The organism is Thermovenabulum gondwanense (assembly GCF_001601575.1).
GTDB lineage: Bacteria > Bacillota > Thermosediminibacteria > Thermosediminibacterales > Thermosediminibacteraceae > Thermovenabulum > Thermovenabulum gondwanense.
Genome location: NZ_LOHZ01000042.1, coordinates 22,222 through 38,586 on the forward strand (window position 1 = coordinate 22,222; position 16,365 = coordinate 38,586).

Sequence of the window (16,365 nt, forward strand, 5' to 3'; positions counted from 1 at the left end):
AAGTATGAAATATGACGATACCTTGCCTGCTTTTAGTAGCGAAAAACTTTCCGAGCTCACTATTCAAACAAAAAAAGAGGTTTTAAAAAAAATTGGGCTTACTGAGAGAGAAGTAATATTAGATATTAAGGTAAGCTTTGACAAGAAAAACAACCTGCTTTTCTCAGGTAAAATTTCGGACAGTAATTTAAAAGAGATGTATATCAAAACCTTTCTTAAATTTATAGGAGAGGAAAACTCAAAATACGTTGACAATATTACCATACTTCCAGATAAAGCTCTTAATGATGAGATTTTTGCTGTAGTAAAATATCCGGTAGTAAATTTAGAAAGTGCCCCAAATAAGACTTTTGATGATGATGTGGTTACCCAGGCTAAAATGGGCGATATTTTAAAAATATTTGAAATGAAAGAAAATTGGTACCTTGTTCAAATGGAAGATAATTATTTGGGATGGATAGATGGAAATTATATATGGAAATGCAATAGGGATTCTCTTGAAAATTACAAAAAAAGTAAATTCGTATTTGTAAAAGCTAAAATGACTGATGCCCTGGGAAAAGATTTTAAACCTATTTTTGATAAAAAATTAGTTCAGGGGACAGTAATACCTTATATTGCTGAAGAGGAAAATAAGATTTCCGCAATAATTCCAGGAGGACAAAAGGTTTATTTAAATAAAGAAGATGTAAAAGTAATAAAATCCCGTGAAGAAATTTTTAACACTAAAAAGGGTGCGGAAAGTATTATAAAAACTGCAAAACAATATTTAAACCTTCCTTACCTTTGGGGAGGAACTACTGCTTATGGTTTCGATTGCTCCGGCCTCACACAATTTGCTTTTAAAATGAACGGTTACAATTTAAGACGTGATGCTGATATGCAGTTTGAACAAGGTATACCAATAAATGATAAAAAGGATTTAAAACCAGGAGATTTAGTATTTTTTCAGACCTATAAAGAAGGTCCTTCTCACGTCGGAATATACATCGGCAATAACAAATTTATACATGCAGGTAGTAAATCAGGTATTTCAATTAACAGTTTTATTAAAAATGATCCCGACTATTCAGAATACTTGGATAAAAGATTTATTGGAGCTCGTCGAATTCTTCCGTAAAATCTCAAGGGGGATTAAAAGTGGAAATTAAAAGGTTGCTTGAAATAGAAAATCTTACCGTTAACTTTTCTACTGAATAAGGGATTATAACCGCTGTAGATAATGTGAGCTTTTTTATCAATAAGGGCGAAACTTTGTGTTTAGTAGGTGAGTCGGGCTGCGGAAAATCCGTAACATCATTGTCTATAATGCGCCTTTTGCCTTCTCCTCCTGCAAAAATCTCCTCCGGCAAAATAACCTTCGAAAATGAAGATCTCCTTAAAAAATTTTTCAAGAACCAATGACTTCCTTAAACCCTGTTTTTACGATTGGAAAACAAATTTCGGAAGCAATAATCATCCATCAGCATGTATCGGAAGAAATCGCAAGAGAAAAGACAATTGAAATGCTTAAACTGGTAGGCATATCAAATCCCGAAAAACGTTATTATGAATATCCTCATCAGATATCCGGAGGTATGAGACAAAGAGTAATGATTGCAATGGCTTTATCCTGTAATCCTAAACTTTTAATTGCCGATGAACCAACTACCGCTCTTGATGTAACCATTCAGGCTCAAATATTGGAATTAATTTCACAATTAAAAGAGAAAATTGGCATGAGCGTACTTTTGATAACCCACGACCTGGGAGTAGTAGCTGAAATGGCTGAAAGGGTAATTGTGATGTATGCCGGACAGATTGTAGAAGAAGCAAAAGTAGAAGATTTATGTGAAAACCCACTGCATCCGTATACTAAAGGACTTCGGTGGTTACTTAAATTTTGTTGTTACTGGGTTAATTCTGTTGGTAATAGCATAACCCATGATTCCATTAATTAAGGTTTTAATGATTATAAATCAAAGTAAAGCTTACAAAAACTTAAAATATTGTAATGCTAAAAAGAAGGAATTTTAAATAAAATATAGAATTTTATAACAAATAAAAATATATTTATATTTTTTAGGAGTTATAGTTTGTTAAAACAATACCAAATTCTTACTTAATAAGGAGGAATAAAAAATGGCAAGTCGTATTGTTTATGCCAGCAAAATGACATGGGTTTTAGATCCAAGAGAACCTATGATAGGATCAGTAGAAGATGGAGGAACAATAGTTGCTAGAGTATCTCCTGGATGCTGGGGACCAATGATTACTCCTGATTATCCCAGTGGTCACGAAGTTACTCATCCTGTTGCAGTTGAAGGTGCTGAAGTAGGAGATGCAGTTTTAATTAAGATAAAGAAAATCAATGTCTTGTCGCTGGCAACAACCTCAGGTACTGATAGTTTTAATGATGATAATTATGTTGTTGATCCTTTTGTTGCCAAAAAATGCCCAGGATGTGGAGCGATTAATCCCAAAACATATATCGATGGGATTGGCGAAGATGCTATAAAATGTGCAAATTGTCATACACCTGTTAAGCCTTTCCGCTTAGATAGTGGGTATACAATGCTTTTTGATGAGGAAAGAACCATCGGAATTACTGTTCCACCAGAATTGGCTAAGGAAATAGCAAAACAAGCAAGTAAATTTAGTGCAATTCCTCCAGAATCTAATCAGTACTCTTCGAATATTATTGCCAAAGGTGATTTGCCTGGGATCCTAACTCGTGTTCGTCCTATGATTGGGAATATTGGTTCATGTCCTGCTATTCCAATGCCATCTTCACATAACGCTGGCGATTTTGGCAGTTTTCTTTTAGGAGCTCCTCATGACTATGCGCTAAATGAAGAACAACTTTTATTAAGAACCGACGGACATATGGATATAAACGAAATTCGTGAAGGAACAATGTTAATTGTACCCGTAAAAGTTCCTGGTGCTGGAATTTATATTGGTGATGTTCATGCCATGATGGGAGACGGGGAAATAGCAGGCCATACTACTGATGTTTCAGCAGAAGTAATTATTGAGGTAAAAGTCTTAAAGGGGCTAAAAATTGAGGGACCAATTGTTTTACCAAATCTTGAAGATCTTCCCTATTTAGCCCGCCCATATACCGTTGAAGAAAAAAATAAAGCATTTAACCTGGCTCAGTATTATGGATTTGAAGTAGAAACAGAAATGTATCCATTGCAAGTAGTAGGAACAGGAGCCGATTTAAATAAAGCAACAATAAATGGACTTGAAAGAATGGCTAACTTAACAGGGTTATCAATTTCTGAAGTGAAAAACAGAGCAACTATTACAGGGGATATCCAAATAGGTCGATTGCCAGGAGTTGTGCAGGTTACCATGTTAACTCCGAGTAGTATTTTGGAAAAATTAAATTTATTGGAGATTTATAAGGAGCAATATAAGTAAAGTTTACTGATATTGTAGAGCTAATCAGGCGGATTAACCCGCCTGATTAGTTTATGTACATAATATATGAAATTTTATAAATGTTTTTAATTATTGTTTGCCACAGACAGCGATATTTTAGCATAAAATTCTTTAAAAAGAGAGCTATCTATAATTTGCTCTCTTTTTTACAGCCTTAAATTAACATAATGTATATTATCGGACGTTAGTTTTATAAAATATTACCTCCCACCTTCCTTTTTTATATTCTTTTTTATATTCTTTCTTATATTCTGTACTCCTTACTAACTTTTCGAACACCAGTTTAAAAAAAATAAAAACAATGATATAATTAATCAGATAGAATTTTTATTACTATTTATGATTATAATTTTACTTATTTTTATCGATTGGAGTGATATTTTTGCAGAAAGATTTAACACCCCGTCAGAAACAAATTCTGGAATATATTTACGACTTTGTTAAAACTAAAGGTTACCCTCCTTCTGTTAGAGAAATATGTGCGGCCACTAATTTACGTTCTACAGCTACAGTTCACGGTTATCTTGTTCAATTAGAAAAAAAAGGCTATCTTTCACGAGACCCTCAAAAACCAAGGGCTATTGATGTAATCGATAAAAAGGTATTAAACAATCAAATTGTGGATGTGCCATTGATAGGCAAAGTTACAGCAGGTCAACCCATACTGGCAGAAGAAAATATAGAAGAAATATATTCCCTCTCGAAAGAACTTCTTCATGATTCTAATGTTTTCATGCTTAAAGTTCAAGGAGATAGCATGGTTGAAGCAGGTATAATGAATGGAGACTACGTATTTGTTAAGGTAACAAATACAGCAGAAAATGGTGATATAGTGGTTGCATTAATAGAAGACAAAGCAACGGTAAAAAGATTTTATAAAGAAGACAATTATATTAGGTTACAACCGGAAAATCCATATATGCAACCTATTATTGTTAAAGATGTAAGGATTTTGGGTAAAGTTATTGGTCTATTTAGAAAATATTAAAATAAAATAAATGTTTATGGAAATTCTATAAGATTTTTTTCATATAAATTTTGTAATGCGCATAATATTCCTAATTTAATATGATAAAGGCTCGTCCCTCCCTGTACATAAACAACATAGGGTTCTCTAATCGGAGCATCCGCACTTAATTCAATTGAAGCCCCCTGTACAAAGCTACCTCCTGCCATTATCACCTGGTGATTATATCCCGGCATATCCCATGGTTCTGGCGTTACATGTGAATCAACAGGTCCAACCTTTTGTAGACCTTTGCAAAACTCGATCAAGGTTTCTTTGTTTTTTAACAATATAGCGGTTACAATATCGCTTCTTTTTTCTTCTTTTTTGGGAAACACTTCAAAACCCAATTTTTCAAATAAACATGAAATAAAGAGAGCACCTTTTTTGGCCTCACTTACTACTTTGGGAGCATAAAAAAGTCCCTGGATAATTAATCGATTGGGCAAAATTGATGGGCCACAATTTTTCCCTATTCCCGGTGCAAAGAGTTTATATGAACATAATTCAACTAAATTCTTTTTTCCCGTAATATATCCACCTGTAGGTGAAATTCCCCCTCCAGGGTTTTTTATTAACGAACCCGCACACAAATCAGCACCGACTTCCGTAGGTTCAAATTCTTCAACAAATTCTCCGTAGCAATTATCAACCAAGCATATAATTTTTTCATTAATATTTTTGATAAATTTAATAATCTCCCCTATCTCAAGAACAGATAATGAAGGTCTCAAACTGTATCCTCTACTTCTTTGAATTAAAACCATTTTAGTGTTTTTATTAATATTCTTTTTTATAGATTCAAAATCAATTTCCCCATTTATTAAATCTATTTTCTTAAACTTTATATTAAAATCCTTTAAAGATCCATTGTTTTCCCCTTCTATAACATCCTTTAATGTATCGTAAGGTTCGCCGGTAACTGATATAAGTTCATCTCCAGGCCTTAAAATCCCGAAAAGGCATATAGTTAATGCATGGGTTCCTGAAATTATTTGAGGTCTTACCAATGCATCTTCAGAACGAAATATACTTTTATAGATCTTTTCAACCATTTCCCTTCCCACGTCATTATACCCATATCCGGTTGATTCTCCCAAACAATAATCTGATAGTTCATTTTTTACCATTGCATTAATAACCTTGTACTGATTATATTCCTCTATTTTGTCAATTTCTAAAAAACTTTCCTTCAATTCCTCAATTACTTCCTGAGAAATTTTAATTACTTTTTCATTTATATTAAATTGCTCTTTAATAAACTCTATGGATTCGTTGTGCAATTTTATCTAAACCTCCTGATTTTTTTCTAACATTTTATCACTCTCAATTAAGTCTTGCAACTTGGAATTACAAACAGGGCAATAGCCTTTATTCCATAATTCTTCCTTTAATTTAATTAAGTATATTTTTTCAAATTCCAATGAACTTTCTTTTTTACCTAAGTTTTTGCCAATTATAAACCCTATTGAAAAAAAAGAGAAAATATAAATTAACATTTTTAAAAAATTATTAACTGCCATTATAATCCCCTACCCCTTTTTAATTACTCACAATTAAAATCATAATTTCTGATAAAATATAAAATAATGCTTAAACTAATATATGAAAAAATTGTTTTCAAATAATCTAAATATAAAGATATTAATACACAAAATATGAAAACCATTAAACACTCTGTTTTACCTAATTTCCATGCAAATCCCTTTTTAAATGGTTTATCTGTTTCATAATCTATATAATCATCCAATAGTTGAACACTGGCTATTAAAAAGATTGATGAACACATTTCTTTTACCCCAAACGCAAAAACTCCAACAAGTAAAACCACAATTATTTCTGTACGGAAAGTTATACCTAAATTTGATTTTACATCAACGTTATAAAGCATTCCGGTAATATAAGAAGACATAAAAATGCTTATACTGTAGTTAATGTCAGCTATAATGGCTAAGGAAAACAATAAAAGAGAATAAGGTAATATCCCTTTTTTCAATATATGAGTTAAATTTTTACTATTTGTTAAATTATCTTTATCCTCATCTAAATAGTCATCCATAAGTTTTATTACGATACCGGTAAAAAATAATGATAAAAATTTTTTAAGTAAATTAAATAGAACTAATAACAAATGATTTCACCTCTTTGAAACCCTTTTTGTATTTCGCTGAAATAGGTATTACTAAATTACCTTTAAATAAGAGCTTTAATTTCTCGAAATTTTCTTTCCCTTCTGGCAAATCTATTTTATTTGCCAAAATGCAATATCCCTTTTTTATTTCGGCAAATTTCGCTATTGTAAAATCAATTTCACTTAGAGAGTTAGGCAAATTTTTATCAACAGCCGAAGTATCAATAATATGTAAAATAATATCTGTTTGCTGTATTAATTGCAATGTATAAGAAATACCCTTTCTGATATCCTGTTCAGGATGAATATTATCTATAAATCCAACCGTATCAAAAAATTTTACACTTTTTTTCCCTTTATTTAATGGAACGTTTATAACAATGGAATATATTTGTCTTGTTTTATGAATATTATTATCTACCAGTTCTTCTATTGCTTTTTTTATGGGATACCTTTTTATCATTTTTAAACCGTCAAGGGCACTTACTTCAAATTCTAATTCTTTTATTCCCAAAAATTCCGCAAAATTAATTAAAAAGAGGGTTTTCCCCACATTGGGTTTTCCTACTATCGTTAGTTGTTTCAATATATCCCCCCCTTCAACATCCGATGCATTTTTATATATTCTTATTCTCATTTGTCTTTTTAAATTCATAATAAATAATAGAAAATAAAAAAAGCGCGGTTATTAATTACCTCGCTTGTAATTTTCACATAAGTCTTTTAGTGTTATTGATTGAGCTGTATTTAAAATATTATCGTTTATTTTTTTCCACACGTTTCTTGTTACGCATCTATCTTTATTATCACAATATTTAATACTTTCATTTAGACAATCCACAAGAGTAATGGATCCTTCAAGAACAGATAAGATATCGGCTACGGTTATTTCTTCGGGGTTTCTGGATAAAATATATCCTCCCTGGGACCCTCGAATGCTTTTTACTAAATTTGCATTTTTAAGTAATGTGATAATTTGCTCTAAATAATTCTCAGATATTTTTTCTTCTTCCGCAATTTTACTCAAAGGCACCGCACCCTGATTATAATATAGGGCCAATTTAACCATCGCTCTTAGACCATATCGAGATTTTGTTGATAACCTCAAAGAAATTACCTCCCGTCCTTTTATCAAAGGTAAGTTAAAAAATACCTCATTTCCTATAGAAATAGTATTTTTTATTTTAAATTTACCACATATTTTTAGCATTCGTCAATTTTAATGTAGATCCTATAACAGTATTATTTATTTACAATTTGTTTTGTTTGTATTAAAATAGTCTAAAATTAAAAAAATTTATTATACTTTTTGTTTGCCTTGGGAGGGTAATCATGGATTACAAGAATTTACTGGAAGTAATTTTAACCAATTTAGATGAAGGAATTATAGTTGTAGATAAAAATGCTAACGTTACCTTTTTTAACGAACCTGCTACGGAAATAGCTGGTCTTGACCCCGGTAAAGCCCTCGGCAAGAATATATTAGAACTTTTCCCGGATCTTACAGAAAAGACCAGTACTTTTTATAATGTATTAAAAAATAAAAGGCCTTTAATTGATTATGTACAAACTTATACAAATATAAAAGGTAAAAAGGTTACAATAGTAACCTCTACAATGCCAATCATACAAAATGGCGAACTTATAGGTGCGGTGGAAATATACAGAGATATAACAAATTTAAAAGATTTAGCCGAAAAGATTGTTTCACTACAAAAAGAGTTATATTATAAATCAAAAAATCCTGAAAAATATAGCGGCAACGGAACGATTTATACTTTTGATGATATTATCGGAAAAAGTAAAATAATCGAGGAGTTAAAAAATAAAGCATACAGGGTCGCAAATAGCGATTCTCCCATTTTTATTTATGGAGAAACGGGAGTGGGTAAGGAACTTTTTGTTCAAGCTATTCACAATGCAAATATTAAACGTTGTAAAAAACCCTTTATTGCACAAAATTGCGCTGCTATACCGAGAACTCTACTGGAAAGTATTTTATTCGGTATTTCAGCAGGTAGCTTTACAGGAGCCAAAGAAAAAGCAGGATTATTTGAATTAGCCAATGAAGGTACATTATACTTGGACGAGATAAATTCAATGGATTTAGAACTTCAAGCTAAACTTTTGAGAGTTCTTCAGGATGGCTTTATAAGAAGAGTTGGTGGAGAAAAGGCTTTCAAAGTAGATGTTAGAATTACAGCTTCATCCAATGAAGACCCCAAAATGCTTATTGAAAAAGGTATATTAAGACAGGATCTTTTTTATAGACTTCATGTTATTTCCTTTTATATTCCCCCTTTAAGAGAAAGGAAGGAAGATATTCCTGTATTAATAGAGTACTTTCTAAAACATTTCAATAAAAAGTTAAATAAAAAAATAACAGGTATTAAAGAAGATGCTATGACTTTACTGGTAAGCTATCATTGGCCCGGTAATGTGCGAGAGCTTAGATCGGTCATTGAAAATATTGCTAATTTTAGTGAAAATAGTCTAATATCAACTGAAGATATTCCGGATTACATTAAAAATTTAGACAATACCTCAAATTATGAAAATTATTGTATGGAGGTTCCCGAAAATATACAATCTCTAAAAGAAATGGTAGAAACTTTCGAAAAAAAATTGATAATTTTTACATTACAAAAAGTCAATGGGAACCTTTCAAAAGCTTCAAGAATTCTAAAAATACCAAAGCAAACCCTGCACAATAAAATTAAAAAATATAATATAAAAAAGAAAATAGATTTTTCATAACTACTCTTATAAAAAAATCCGGGGTAATCCCCGGATTTTTTTAACTATTTATTCTTTCCTTCAACAGTAGCGTATATGAAATCTGGATCAGAACCACTTGTAAAAGTTCTTACCAGGCCCTGGACATAATCTTTTTTAACCCATATCTTTTCCCTGAAATACAGCGGGATTACTACACCTTTTTCAAGCAAGTATTTTTCTGCTTCAAACATTACTTCATTTCTCTTTTTAAAATCCGATGTGGTTTTTGCAATCTGACATAATTCATTGTATTTTTCATCGGTCCAACCACTATTTGTCATACCTTCACTTATAGTCCAGTAATCCAAATATGTCATCGGGTCATCGTAATCAGGTCCCCATCGTGTAATCATTACTTCGTAATCACCTTTTCTCATCCTCTGGAGCCTTTCTTTGAAGGTATAAGTTTTTATAGACACATTAATTCCCAGATTTCTGATCAACATATCCTGTATAGCCTCAATTCCTACTTTTGTGCCAGAACTATCATCTACAGCTATTTCAATATTTATTTTTGAAGGATCATTGATATTTAATTCCTGCATTGCTTTGTTTAGATATTCTTTAGCCTTTTGTACATCAGCTTTTGTTGGATAAAAATCATAAGGATATTCTTCTACAAATTTCTTCTCTAAACCGCTTAAAGTTGGCGGAATATGCCTTGTTGCAGGTTTTGATATGCCTTTAAATGCCATGTTTATATAATCTTCCCTATCAATTGCAAAACCGATTGCTTTTCTAAAGTTTTCATTACCCAGCCATGGCTTATCTTCTTTTTTCATATTAAATCTTATGAAATATTCATAACTATCCATATAAGTCAGGGCTTTACCTTCGCTTTTTGCTTTATCTACGAGGACCGTTGGCACATCAGCAAAATCAAGCTCATTGTTTTCAAACATCTGGTATGCGGTATTTTGATCTGCAACAATTAAAATTCTAACCCTATCAAGCTTTATTTTATCTTTTGCCCAATAATTCGGGTTTTTCTCCAAAACTATTTCCTGTTCGTGTTTCCATTCCTTAATAATGAAGGGCCCGTTATATACCATTTTATCAGCGTCGGCAGCATATTTTTCACCGTATTTCTCTACCAATTCTTTTTTAGATGGCATAAACGAGATAAAACCTAAAAGACTTTCAAAATACTTTACCGGTGCTCTTAGAGTAATCTGTAAAGTTTTTTCATCTAAAGCTTTTACTCCTACTTGATTCGGATCATTTATTTTACCAAGATTGTAATCCTCTCCGTTTAATATGTAATACCCCTGAAATGAATAACCGGATGCTACTTTTGGATCCAGTAATCTTTTTATTGAATATTCAAAGTCGTAAGCTGTTACCTTTGTCCCGTCATTCCATTTTGCATCTCTTAAATGAAAGGTATAAACTTTTTTATCCTCAGAAACCTCCCATTTCTCAGCCATACCTGGATAAACTTTTCCATCGTAATATCTTACCAAACCTTCGAACACGGCATTTCCTACAATTATTGAATATTGGTCCGTAGCAAGTTGGGGATCAAGAGTGGGTGGTTCCGACGCAATTGAAAACACAAGCTCCTGTGCAGGTTTTGAAGAATTGCTGGAGCATCCCGCTAAAAACCCCGCAACCATAATAAAGATTAGCAGTAAAGCCGTTGTTTTTTTGAACATTAAAAAACCCCCTCTGCAAAAATATAAAAATTTGGTTAAAATTATATCATGATTCAATGATTTAAATCAATAAATGTTTTAATAAAAAAAAATAAATTTAAAAGATTTATTACAAAATTTTTTGTTAAAATTATCTAATATTCTTTAAAACCTTATTATAAAGTACAAATCTTATTAAAACAAAAGTGATAATAAATTCCGGTAATAAATAGCTACCATTGTATAATGCCGAATACAAATATACATTCATACCTTTTGGAGCATAAGATGCAAAAAATATAACACCGGATAAAAAGTGCGATAAAAATCTACCAAAAATACCCAGGAATGATCCTAAAAAAACATTATTTCTAAATAAACCTGCAAAACCTAAAAGCCCAAATGCTAAAGGATAATCAAGGATTACTTGAACAGGATGAACGATATAGGGTTCAACAATTAACTGCAAAAAACCATAAGCGACTCCAGCACTCAAACCCGCAACGGTCCCATGTCTTAAAGAAAATAAAATAATGGGAACCATACTTCCAAGGGTGACTGAACCGCCATAGGGGGCTTGAAATAATTTTACGAAGCTCAATATCAGTGATATTGCTATCATTAATGCTCCTTCAATAAGAACAGCAAAATTTTTGTTTTTCATAAAAAATTCCTCCTTTAATTTAATAAATTTTAATATTAAAAATAAAAATACCTACCCGAATAGGTAGGCACTTTATTTTCGATTCAGTGCTTCCCTACGCGGGAATTACCCCGATCAGGTTCATGGGGTCGAAGCATCAGCTTCCTCTCAGCCCTACGGCTCCCCCAGCACATAATTATTTTATATAATTATATTATTCAATTTTTCACCATTATACTTAAAATAAAATATTTTATCAATATCAATTTTGAACGATTAAATTAATTAATACATCGGCTTTAAATAATCCCCCTTCAACTTTTCCTATTATAATTATATCATCCCCTTCTATAAAATAATCAGAAAACCTGCTAAGTGAAATTATCCTATTGCCTTTTATTAATAAAGTATTTGTTCCATAATGAATTTCTCTTATTTCCGTAACTCTTTCAGTCGTGATTTCTGCTATTATAACCATTATATCTTGATGTATGTATTTTATTTTACCTCTAAGAGCCAAAAGACTTTGTGTTGTAAAAACTTCAACACTTTTTGCTTCTTCTCCTTCAACAATTGCTCTAATGTTATAATCGGGTTTTAAGTCATATACCGTAATATTTTTTTTATCCTTTATAATATCTGTATCCGGAGTAATAACGATATTAACTTCTTCACCTTTTTCATTAAAAATAACCATTTTAGAATAATTTGCAGAAGTATGAGAAATTTCTTTTATAGTGCCGGTGATCTCTTTTTTTACCGACTTAGCCGAGATAGATACTATTTTGTTATATCTAATTACTACGGTAACTTCATCAGAAATTTTTAAATCATTTAATTTGGATGTTATTCCATTTTTTATTACTTTTACTTGACTATCTACCTCAAATTCCTTTAAATTACCATCACCATCTACTACAGAAATCAGTGGAACCTTGTTTGCAAAATTAATGGATTTAATTACTCCAAAAATCGTTTTTTCCGCACTTTCTGCAATAATTCTTGTAACACTTCCATTTGTAATCGAAGCGATTACCATGTCTCCTCCCAGAAGGTCGTTAATTCTTGCAGGTTTACCATTTTTTATAGTTTCTATCAAATTGGAAAGTATGTAAGTCTCATTTTCTCCCGTTAATGAATTTTCAATTATTATATATGAGGGTGAAATATTCGAAACTACTCCTTTTAAAATTCCTTTTACTTCTTTATTTTCTCCTGCAACTTCTATCCTGATGACTTTACCATCCGTTACTGAAATTTTCACATTTTTACCTATTAGATTCTCGTTTACAGGAATAACATTATTATTAATATAACATTTTGTATCAGAATTTATAATATAAGAAGAAATGTTCCCATCCAATTTTTCTAAAATAAGGTAATTGTTTTGCAAATTTAAAGCTTTTATTTTACCCTCATGGTTTTCTAATTCACTTTCCATTTTATTATTTGAATAAATTGCTTCTATATAGCTAATATTATTAGACTTTATAATATAATTAACATCCTGATATTTTTTTAAGTCTTTTAATTCTATTTTTATTAAATTCCCTTTTTCATCTTCTTTGTATACAGAAACATTTTTATCCAGATTATATTTTTTAATAATGTTACCCTGTAAAATTTCTATATTTCCCTCCAATAAATTTAAATTTTCAATTCTTCCTTTTACTATCCTCGTATTATTTGAATATTTCACAACCTGATTTAACACTTTAGCAGCCTGTGCCCGGGTAATATTATCGTAGGGCTTGAAATTTTCCTTATCTACACCTGACATGATTTTTTTATCTACAATCAACTGCAGGTATTTTCTTGTCTCAAAGGATAAAGTATAAACATCTTTAAAAGTCAAATTTAAAACCTTAATAGAATTTGCTTCTTTTTCTAAACCCAAGGCTTTAATAATAAAAATTACTGCCTCGTATCTTTTTAAATTTTCTTCAGGCCTCAAATTTTTAATGTCATCTCCTGTAATAATTCCCTTTTCAATCGAATAAGCAATATATTCTTTTGCCCAGCTTTGAATTTTCCCTTGATTTGGAAAATCTTTTGGTAGTAATTTTCCTTTTACTTTGCTCTCTTCTCCCAAGGCCTTTATTAGCATTACAATAAATTCCTGCCTTTTTATAGGGTCTGCTGGTGCAAAAATATCTTGAGCTTTCCCTGATACTACTCCCAAATTATACATTTTGTCAATAAATGGTGTTGCCCAATCAAATTTTTTATCATCCAAATCTTTAAAAGGTAATGCGAATACCAAAGTTGGGAAAAAAGCAGTTAAACAAAAAAAGAAGTAAACTACAAAAATTCCTTTTATTAGCTTGTAATATGCTTTTTTCAACTTATCAACCCCTTTCTTTTTCTTATATTATTACAATTTCGACAATTATCCATATGTTTCCTTCATTAAAAAATAAAAAAATACAGCCATTAATCAGCCGCATTTAAAAGATAATTTATAAAGCTTTCGGCATTTGGCGAAAGAGTTCTACCTTTTTTTGTTACTATGTAAAAATCTCTTAGCATTTTAATACCTTTTATTCTAAAAGTTTTTAAAATGCCGGTATTTTTATAATCTTCAATGGCCCTATTGGAAATAACTGAAATGCCTACTCCTGCTTTTACAGCCTGTATTATAGCCTCTGTACTGCCTAACTCAGCTATAATTTTTAGTTTTTCTAATGATAAACCTTTTTGTATTAAATATCTTTCAAAGGTTTTCCTTGTACCCGATTTTTTCTCCCTAATAACCAAAGGATATCTAATGAGTTCTTCAAAATCAATCTCTTCATCGTTATTTAAATTAAATTTTGATATTACCACCAATTCATCATTACAAAAGGGGATATATTCCAAACTGGAATTATTAATAATAGTACCTACAATGCCTAATTCACTATCTTCTTCCTCAATTGAATTTATTACTTCCATTGAATCCTTTTGGACAATTATAATTTTCAGTTTAGGATGCATCTCTAAAAATTTTTTTATTTTTACCGGTAGTATATATACAGCTGGAACGGAGCTGGAATATAATCTTAATTCACCTTCTATTTTATTCATATACTTATAAAGAAGGAATAACGCTTCGTCCTTTGTCCTTAAAATTTTGACAGCTTCATTATACAAAACACGACCGAAAGGGGTTAACTCCACTTCCCTTCCTTTTCTATCAAATAGTCTTACTTCCAACTCTTTTTCTAAGGATAAAATATGTGAACTTATAGTGGGTTGTGTTAAAAATAAAAGGTCAGCAGCTTTAGAAAAACTTTTTGTTTGAGCCACTTTTACAAAAGCTTCTAATTGATGAAAATCCATAAAATCAACCACCCAAAAACTTTTTAGATTTTTTATAATAATTTATTAGCTGCTACTTTTTTGTACATTGATCCAAATCAGTTCCTGTTAAAGATTAATCACATAAATATTATCATAAATAATAAAAAACTTCTATTTATTAAATTTATAATTACTATATTTTTTATAGAATTTTTCTATTGTAGTTTTGTATTAATTGACAAAAAAATGTTTTAATGAAATACTCAAAGTATAGAAAAATATTTAAGAGAAGGGATAATAATGAAATATATTTATTTTGACAATGCTGCAACCTCATATCCTAAACCTCTAATGGTATTAAATGCAATGCAAGAATACTTTTTAAATATAGGGGCCAGCCCCGGACGGGGTGGATATAAAAATAGCATTAACGCAGGTAGGATAATTTTTGAAGCCAGAAGTAAACTAAAAAAACTATTTAACGCCCCAAAGGAAGAAAATATCATTTTTACTTTAAATATTACCCATGCTATAAATTTTTCTTTAAATAGTCTTTTGAACCCGGGGGATCATGTTATAACCACCTCAATGGAACATAATTCTGTAATAAGGCCCTTAAGGTTTCTTGAAAAAAACAAAAATATCGAATTAAGTATAATTAATTGCAGCAAAGAAGGTATTTTAGATCCCGGTGATATTAAAAAAGCAATAAAAAGAAATACAAAACTTATTGTTCTAACCCATGCATCCAATGTAACAGGAACGATAATGCCGGTTGAAGAAATATCAAAAATAAAAAAAGAATATGAAATTTTTTTACTTCTTGATACCGCTCAGACTGCAGGGTTTTTAGACATTGACTTTAAAAAGTTAAATATAGATATTTTAGCCTTCACCGGGCATAAAGGTCTTTTAGGGCCCCCGGGTACAGGTGGACTTGTTATTAGTGATTCTATGACAGAAATTCTTACCCCCTTTATACACGGTGGAACGGGAAGTAAATCGGAATATGAATTTCAGCCGGATTTTTTACCCGATAAATTTGAAGCGGGTACGCCAAACACCATAGGAATTGCAGGACTATCATCAGCACTTGATTTTTTAGAAAAAGAAAATATTAAAAAAATAAGGATTCACGAATTAGAATTGGCTGAACGATTCATCGAAACCATCAAAGAAATTCCTCAAATTACACTTTACGGACCAGACAATAAAGATAAAAGAGTACCCACAGTATCTATTACTGTTAAAGATTTTGATCCGTCTTTTTTAGCATATAAATTAGATAATATTTACAATATAATGGTACGTCCCGGACTTCACTGTGCCCCCCTTGCTCATAAAACCATTGGTACGTTTCCTCACGGTACTTTAAGATTTAGCTTTGGTTATTTCAATACTATGGAAGAAGTAGAATTTGCTTTAAAAGCTCTTATTAAAATAATTGAAGAAGGTGAATAGC

Annotated in this window: 14 protein-coding genes, 1 pseudogene and 1 riboswitch; of the genes and pseudogenes, 6 read left to right on the forward strand and 9 right to left on the reverse strand. The window is 31.0% G+C overall.

All coding sequences use genetic code 11. The features are described 5' to 3' along the window. Positions 1-4 precede the first annotated feature (4 nt). The 4 genes and pseudogenes from ATZ99_RS09535 to lexA all read left to right on the forward strand — a co-directional run bounded on the left by ATZ99_RS09535 (position 5) and on the right by lexA (position 4,417). Positions 5-1,120: a C40 family peptidase gene (locus ATZ99_RS09535; RefSeq protein WP_068749007.1), complete on the forward strand. Its 1,116-nt coding sequence runs from the start codon at positions 5-7 to the stop codon at positions 1,118-1,120. Positions 1,121-1,203: 83 nt separating this feature from the next. Further along, positions 1,204-1,865: pseudogene (locus ATZ99_RS09545) on the forward strand (ABC transporter ATP-binding protein); the annotation flags it as partial. Between the two features lie 256 nt (positions 1,866-2,121). After that, on the forward strand, positions 2,122-3,408 hold the full coding sequence (locus tag ATZ99_RS09550; RefSeq protein WP_068749010.1) for an acetamidase/formamidase family protein: 1,287 nt from the start codon (positions 2,122-2,124) through the stop codon (positions 3,406-3,408). A gap of 403 nt (positions 3,409-3,811) precedes the next feature. Continuing rightward, positions 3,812-4,417 carry a transcriptional repressor LexA gene (lexA, locus tag ATZ99_RS09555; protein WP_068749011.1) on the forward strand — a complete coding sequence of 202 codons (606 nt, stop codon included), beginning with the start codon at positions 3,812-3,814 and terminating at the stop codon, positions 4,415-4,417. 14 nt (positions 4,418-4,431) lie between these two features. Here lexA and ATZ99_RS09560 read toward each other — a convergent pair whose 3' ends face one another. From ATZ99_RS09560 to ATZ99_RS09580, 5 genes are all read right to left on the reverse strand, one after another. Then, positions 4,432-5,718 (reverse strand): methionine gamma-lyase family protein, encoded by a 1,287-nt coding sequence (locus tag ATZ99_RS09560; RefSeq protein ID WP_068749012.1) that lies wholly within the window; start codon positions 5,716-5,718, stop codon positions 4,432-4,434. A 6-nt stretch (positions 5,719-5,724) separates the two neighbouring features. Next, positions 5,725-5,958 carry a hypothetical protein gene (locus tag ATZ99_RS09565; protein ID WP_068749013.1) on the reverse strand — a complete coding sequence of 78 codons (234 nt, stop codon included), beginning with the start codon at positions 5,956-5,958 and terminating at the stop codon, positions 5,725-5,727. Between the two features lie 23 nt (positions 5,959-5,981). Beyond that, a complete protein-coding gene (locus ATZ99_RS09570) occupies positions 5,982-6,566 on the reverse strand; it encodes a hypothetical protein (protein ID WP_068749014.1) in 585 nt (194 codons plus the stop codon). Beyond that, positions 6,547-7,152, reverse strand: a complete 606-nt coding sequence (locus ATZ99_RS09575) for a GTPase (protein ID WP_068749015.1) — start codon at positions 7,150-7,152, stop codon at positions 6,547-6,549. Before ATZ99_RS09575 ends, ATZ99_RS09570 begins: the two co-directional genes overlap by 20 nt. A 102-nt stretch (positions 7,153-7,254) precedes the next feature. Beyond that, a complete protein-coding gene (locus ATZ99_RS09580; RefSeq protein WP_222927106.1) occupies positions 7,255-7,674 on the reverse strand; it encodes an RrF2 family transcriptional regulator in 420 nt (139 codons plus the stop codon). A gap of 224 nt (positions 7,675-7,898) precedes the next feature. Here ATZ99_RS09580 and ATZ99_RS09585 point away from each other — a divergent pair, with 224 nt between their 5' ends. Continuing rightward, on the forward strand, positions 7,899-9,323 hold the full coding sequence (locus ATZ99_RS09585; RefSeq protein WP_068749016.1) for a sigma-54 interaction domain-containing protein: 1,425 nt from the start codon (positions 7,899-7,901) through the stop codon (positions 9,321-9,323). Positions 9,324-9,367: 44 nt separating this feature from the next. On the opposite strand, the gene ATZ99_RS09590 is transcribed toward ATZ99_RS09585, so the two are convergent. The 4 genes from ATZ99_RS09590 to ATZ99_RS09605 form a co-directional block, all read right to left on the reverse strand. Then, complete coding sequence (locus tag ATZ99_RS09590; RefSeq protein ID WP_068749017.1) at positions 9,368-10,999, reverse strand: peptide ABC transporter substrate-binding protein; 1,632 nt, start codon at positions 10,997-10,999, stop codon at positions 9,368-9,370. A gap of 130 nt (positions 11,000-11,129) precedes the next feature. After that, on the reverse strand, positions 11,130-11,642 hold the full coding sequence (thiT, locus tag ATZ99_RS09595; RefSeq protein ID WP_068749018.1) for an energy-coupled thiamine transporter ThiT: 513 nt from the start codon (positions 11,640-11,642) through the stop codon (positions 11,130-11,132). 74 nt (positions 11,643-11,716) lie between these two features. Further along, positions 11,717-11,818, reverse strand: a riboswitch (TPP riboswitch). 65 nt (positions 11,819-11,883) lie between these two features. Then, positions 11,884-13,965, reverse strand: coding sequence for an S-layer homology domain-containing protein (locus ATZ99_RS09600; RefSeq protein WP_068749019.1), 2,082 nt, complete (start codon positions 13,963-13,965; stop codon positions 11,884-11,886). Positions 13,966-14,054: 89 nt separating this feature from the next. After that, on the reverse strand, positions 14,055-14,942 hold the full coding sequence (locus ATZ99_RS09605) for a selenium metabolism-associated LysR family transcriptional regulator (RefSeq protein ID WP_068749020.1): 888 nt from the start codon (positions 14,940-14,942) through the stop codon (positions 14,055-14,057). 261 nt (positions 14,943-15,203) lie between these two features. On the opposite strand from ATZ99_RS09605, the gene ATZ99_RS09610 reads away from it, so the two are divergent. Continuing rightward, a complete protein-coding gene (locus ATZ99_RS09610) occupies positions 15,204-16,364 on the forward strand; it encodes an aminotransferase class V-fold PLP-dependent enzyme (protein ID WP_068749021.1) in 1,161 nt (386 codons plus the stop codon). Position 16,365: the final 1 nt, after the last annotated feature.

What these genes read in the sequence shown, in the direction of transcription:
- ATZ99_RS09535 (WP_068749007.1), top strand. Translation starts at nt 5, where the DNA reads ATGAAATATGACGATACCTTGCCTGCTTTTAGTAGCGAAAAACTTTCC.
- ATZ99_RS09550 (WP_068749010.1), top strand. Translation starts at nt 2,122, where the DNA reads ATGGCAAGTCGTATTGTTTATGCCAGCAAAATGACATGGGTTTTAGAT.
- ATZ99_RS09565 (WP_068749013.1), bottom strand. Translation starts at nt 5,958, where the DNA reads ATGGCAGTTAATAATTTTTTAAAAATGTTAATTTATATTTTCTCTTTT.
- ATZ99_RS09585 (WP_068749016.1), top strand. Translation starts at nt 7,899, where the DNA reads ATGGATTACAAGAATTTACTGGAAGTAATTTTAACCAATTTAGATGAA.
- ATZ99_RS09590 (WP_068749017.1), bottom strand. Translation starts at nt 10,999, where the DNA reads ATGTTCAAAAAAACAACGGCTTTACTGCTAATCTTTATTATGGTTGCG.
- thiT (WP_068749018.1), bottom strand. Translation starts at nt 11,642, where the DNA reads ATGAAAAACAAAAATTTTGCTGTTCTTATTGAAGGAGCATTAATGATA.
- ATZ99_RS09605 (WP_068749020.1), bottom strand. Translation starts at nt 14,942, where the DNA reads ATGGATTTTCATCAATTAGAAGCTTTTGTAAAAGTGGCTCAAACAAAA.
- ATZ99_RS09610 (WP_068749021.1), top strand. Translation starts at nt 15,204, where the DNA reads ATGAAATATATTTATTTTGACAATGCTGCAACCTCATATCCTAAACCT.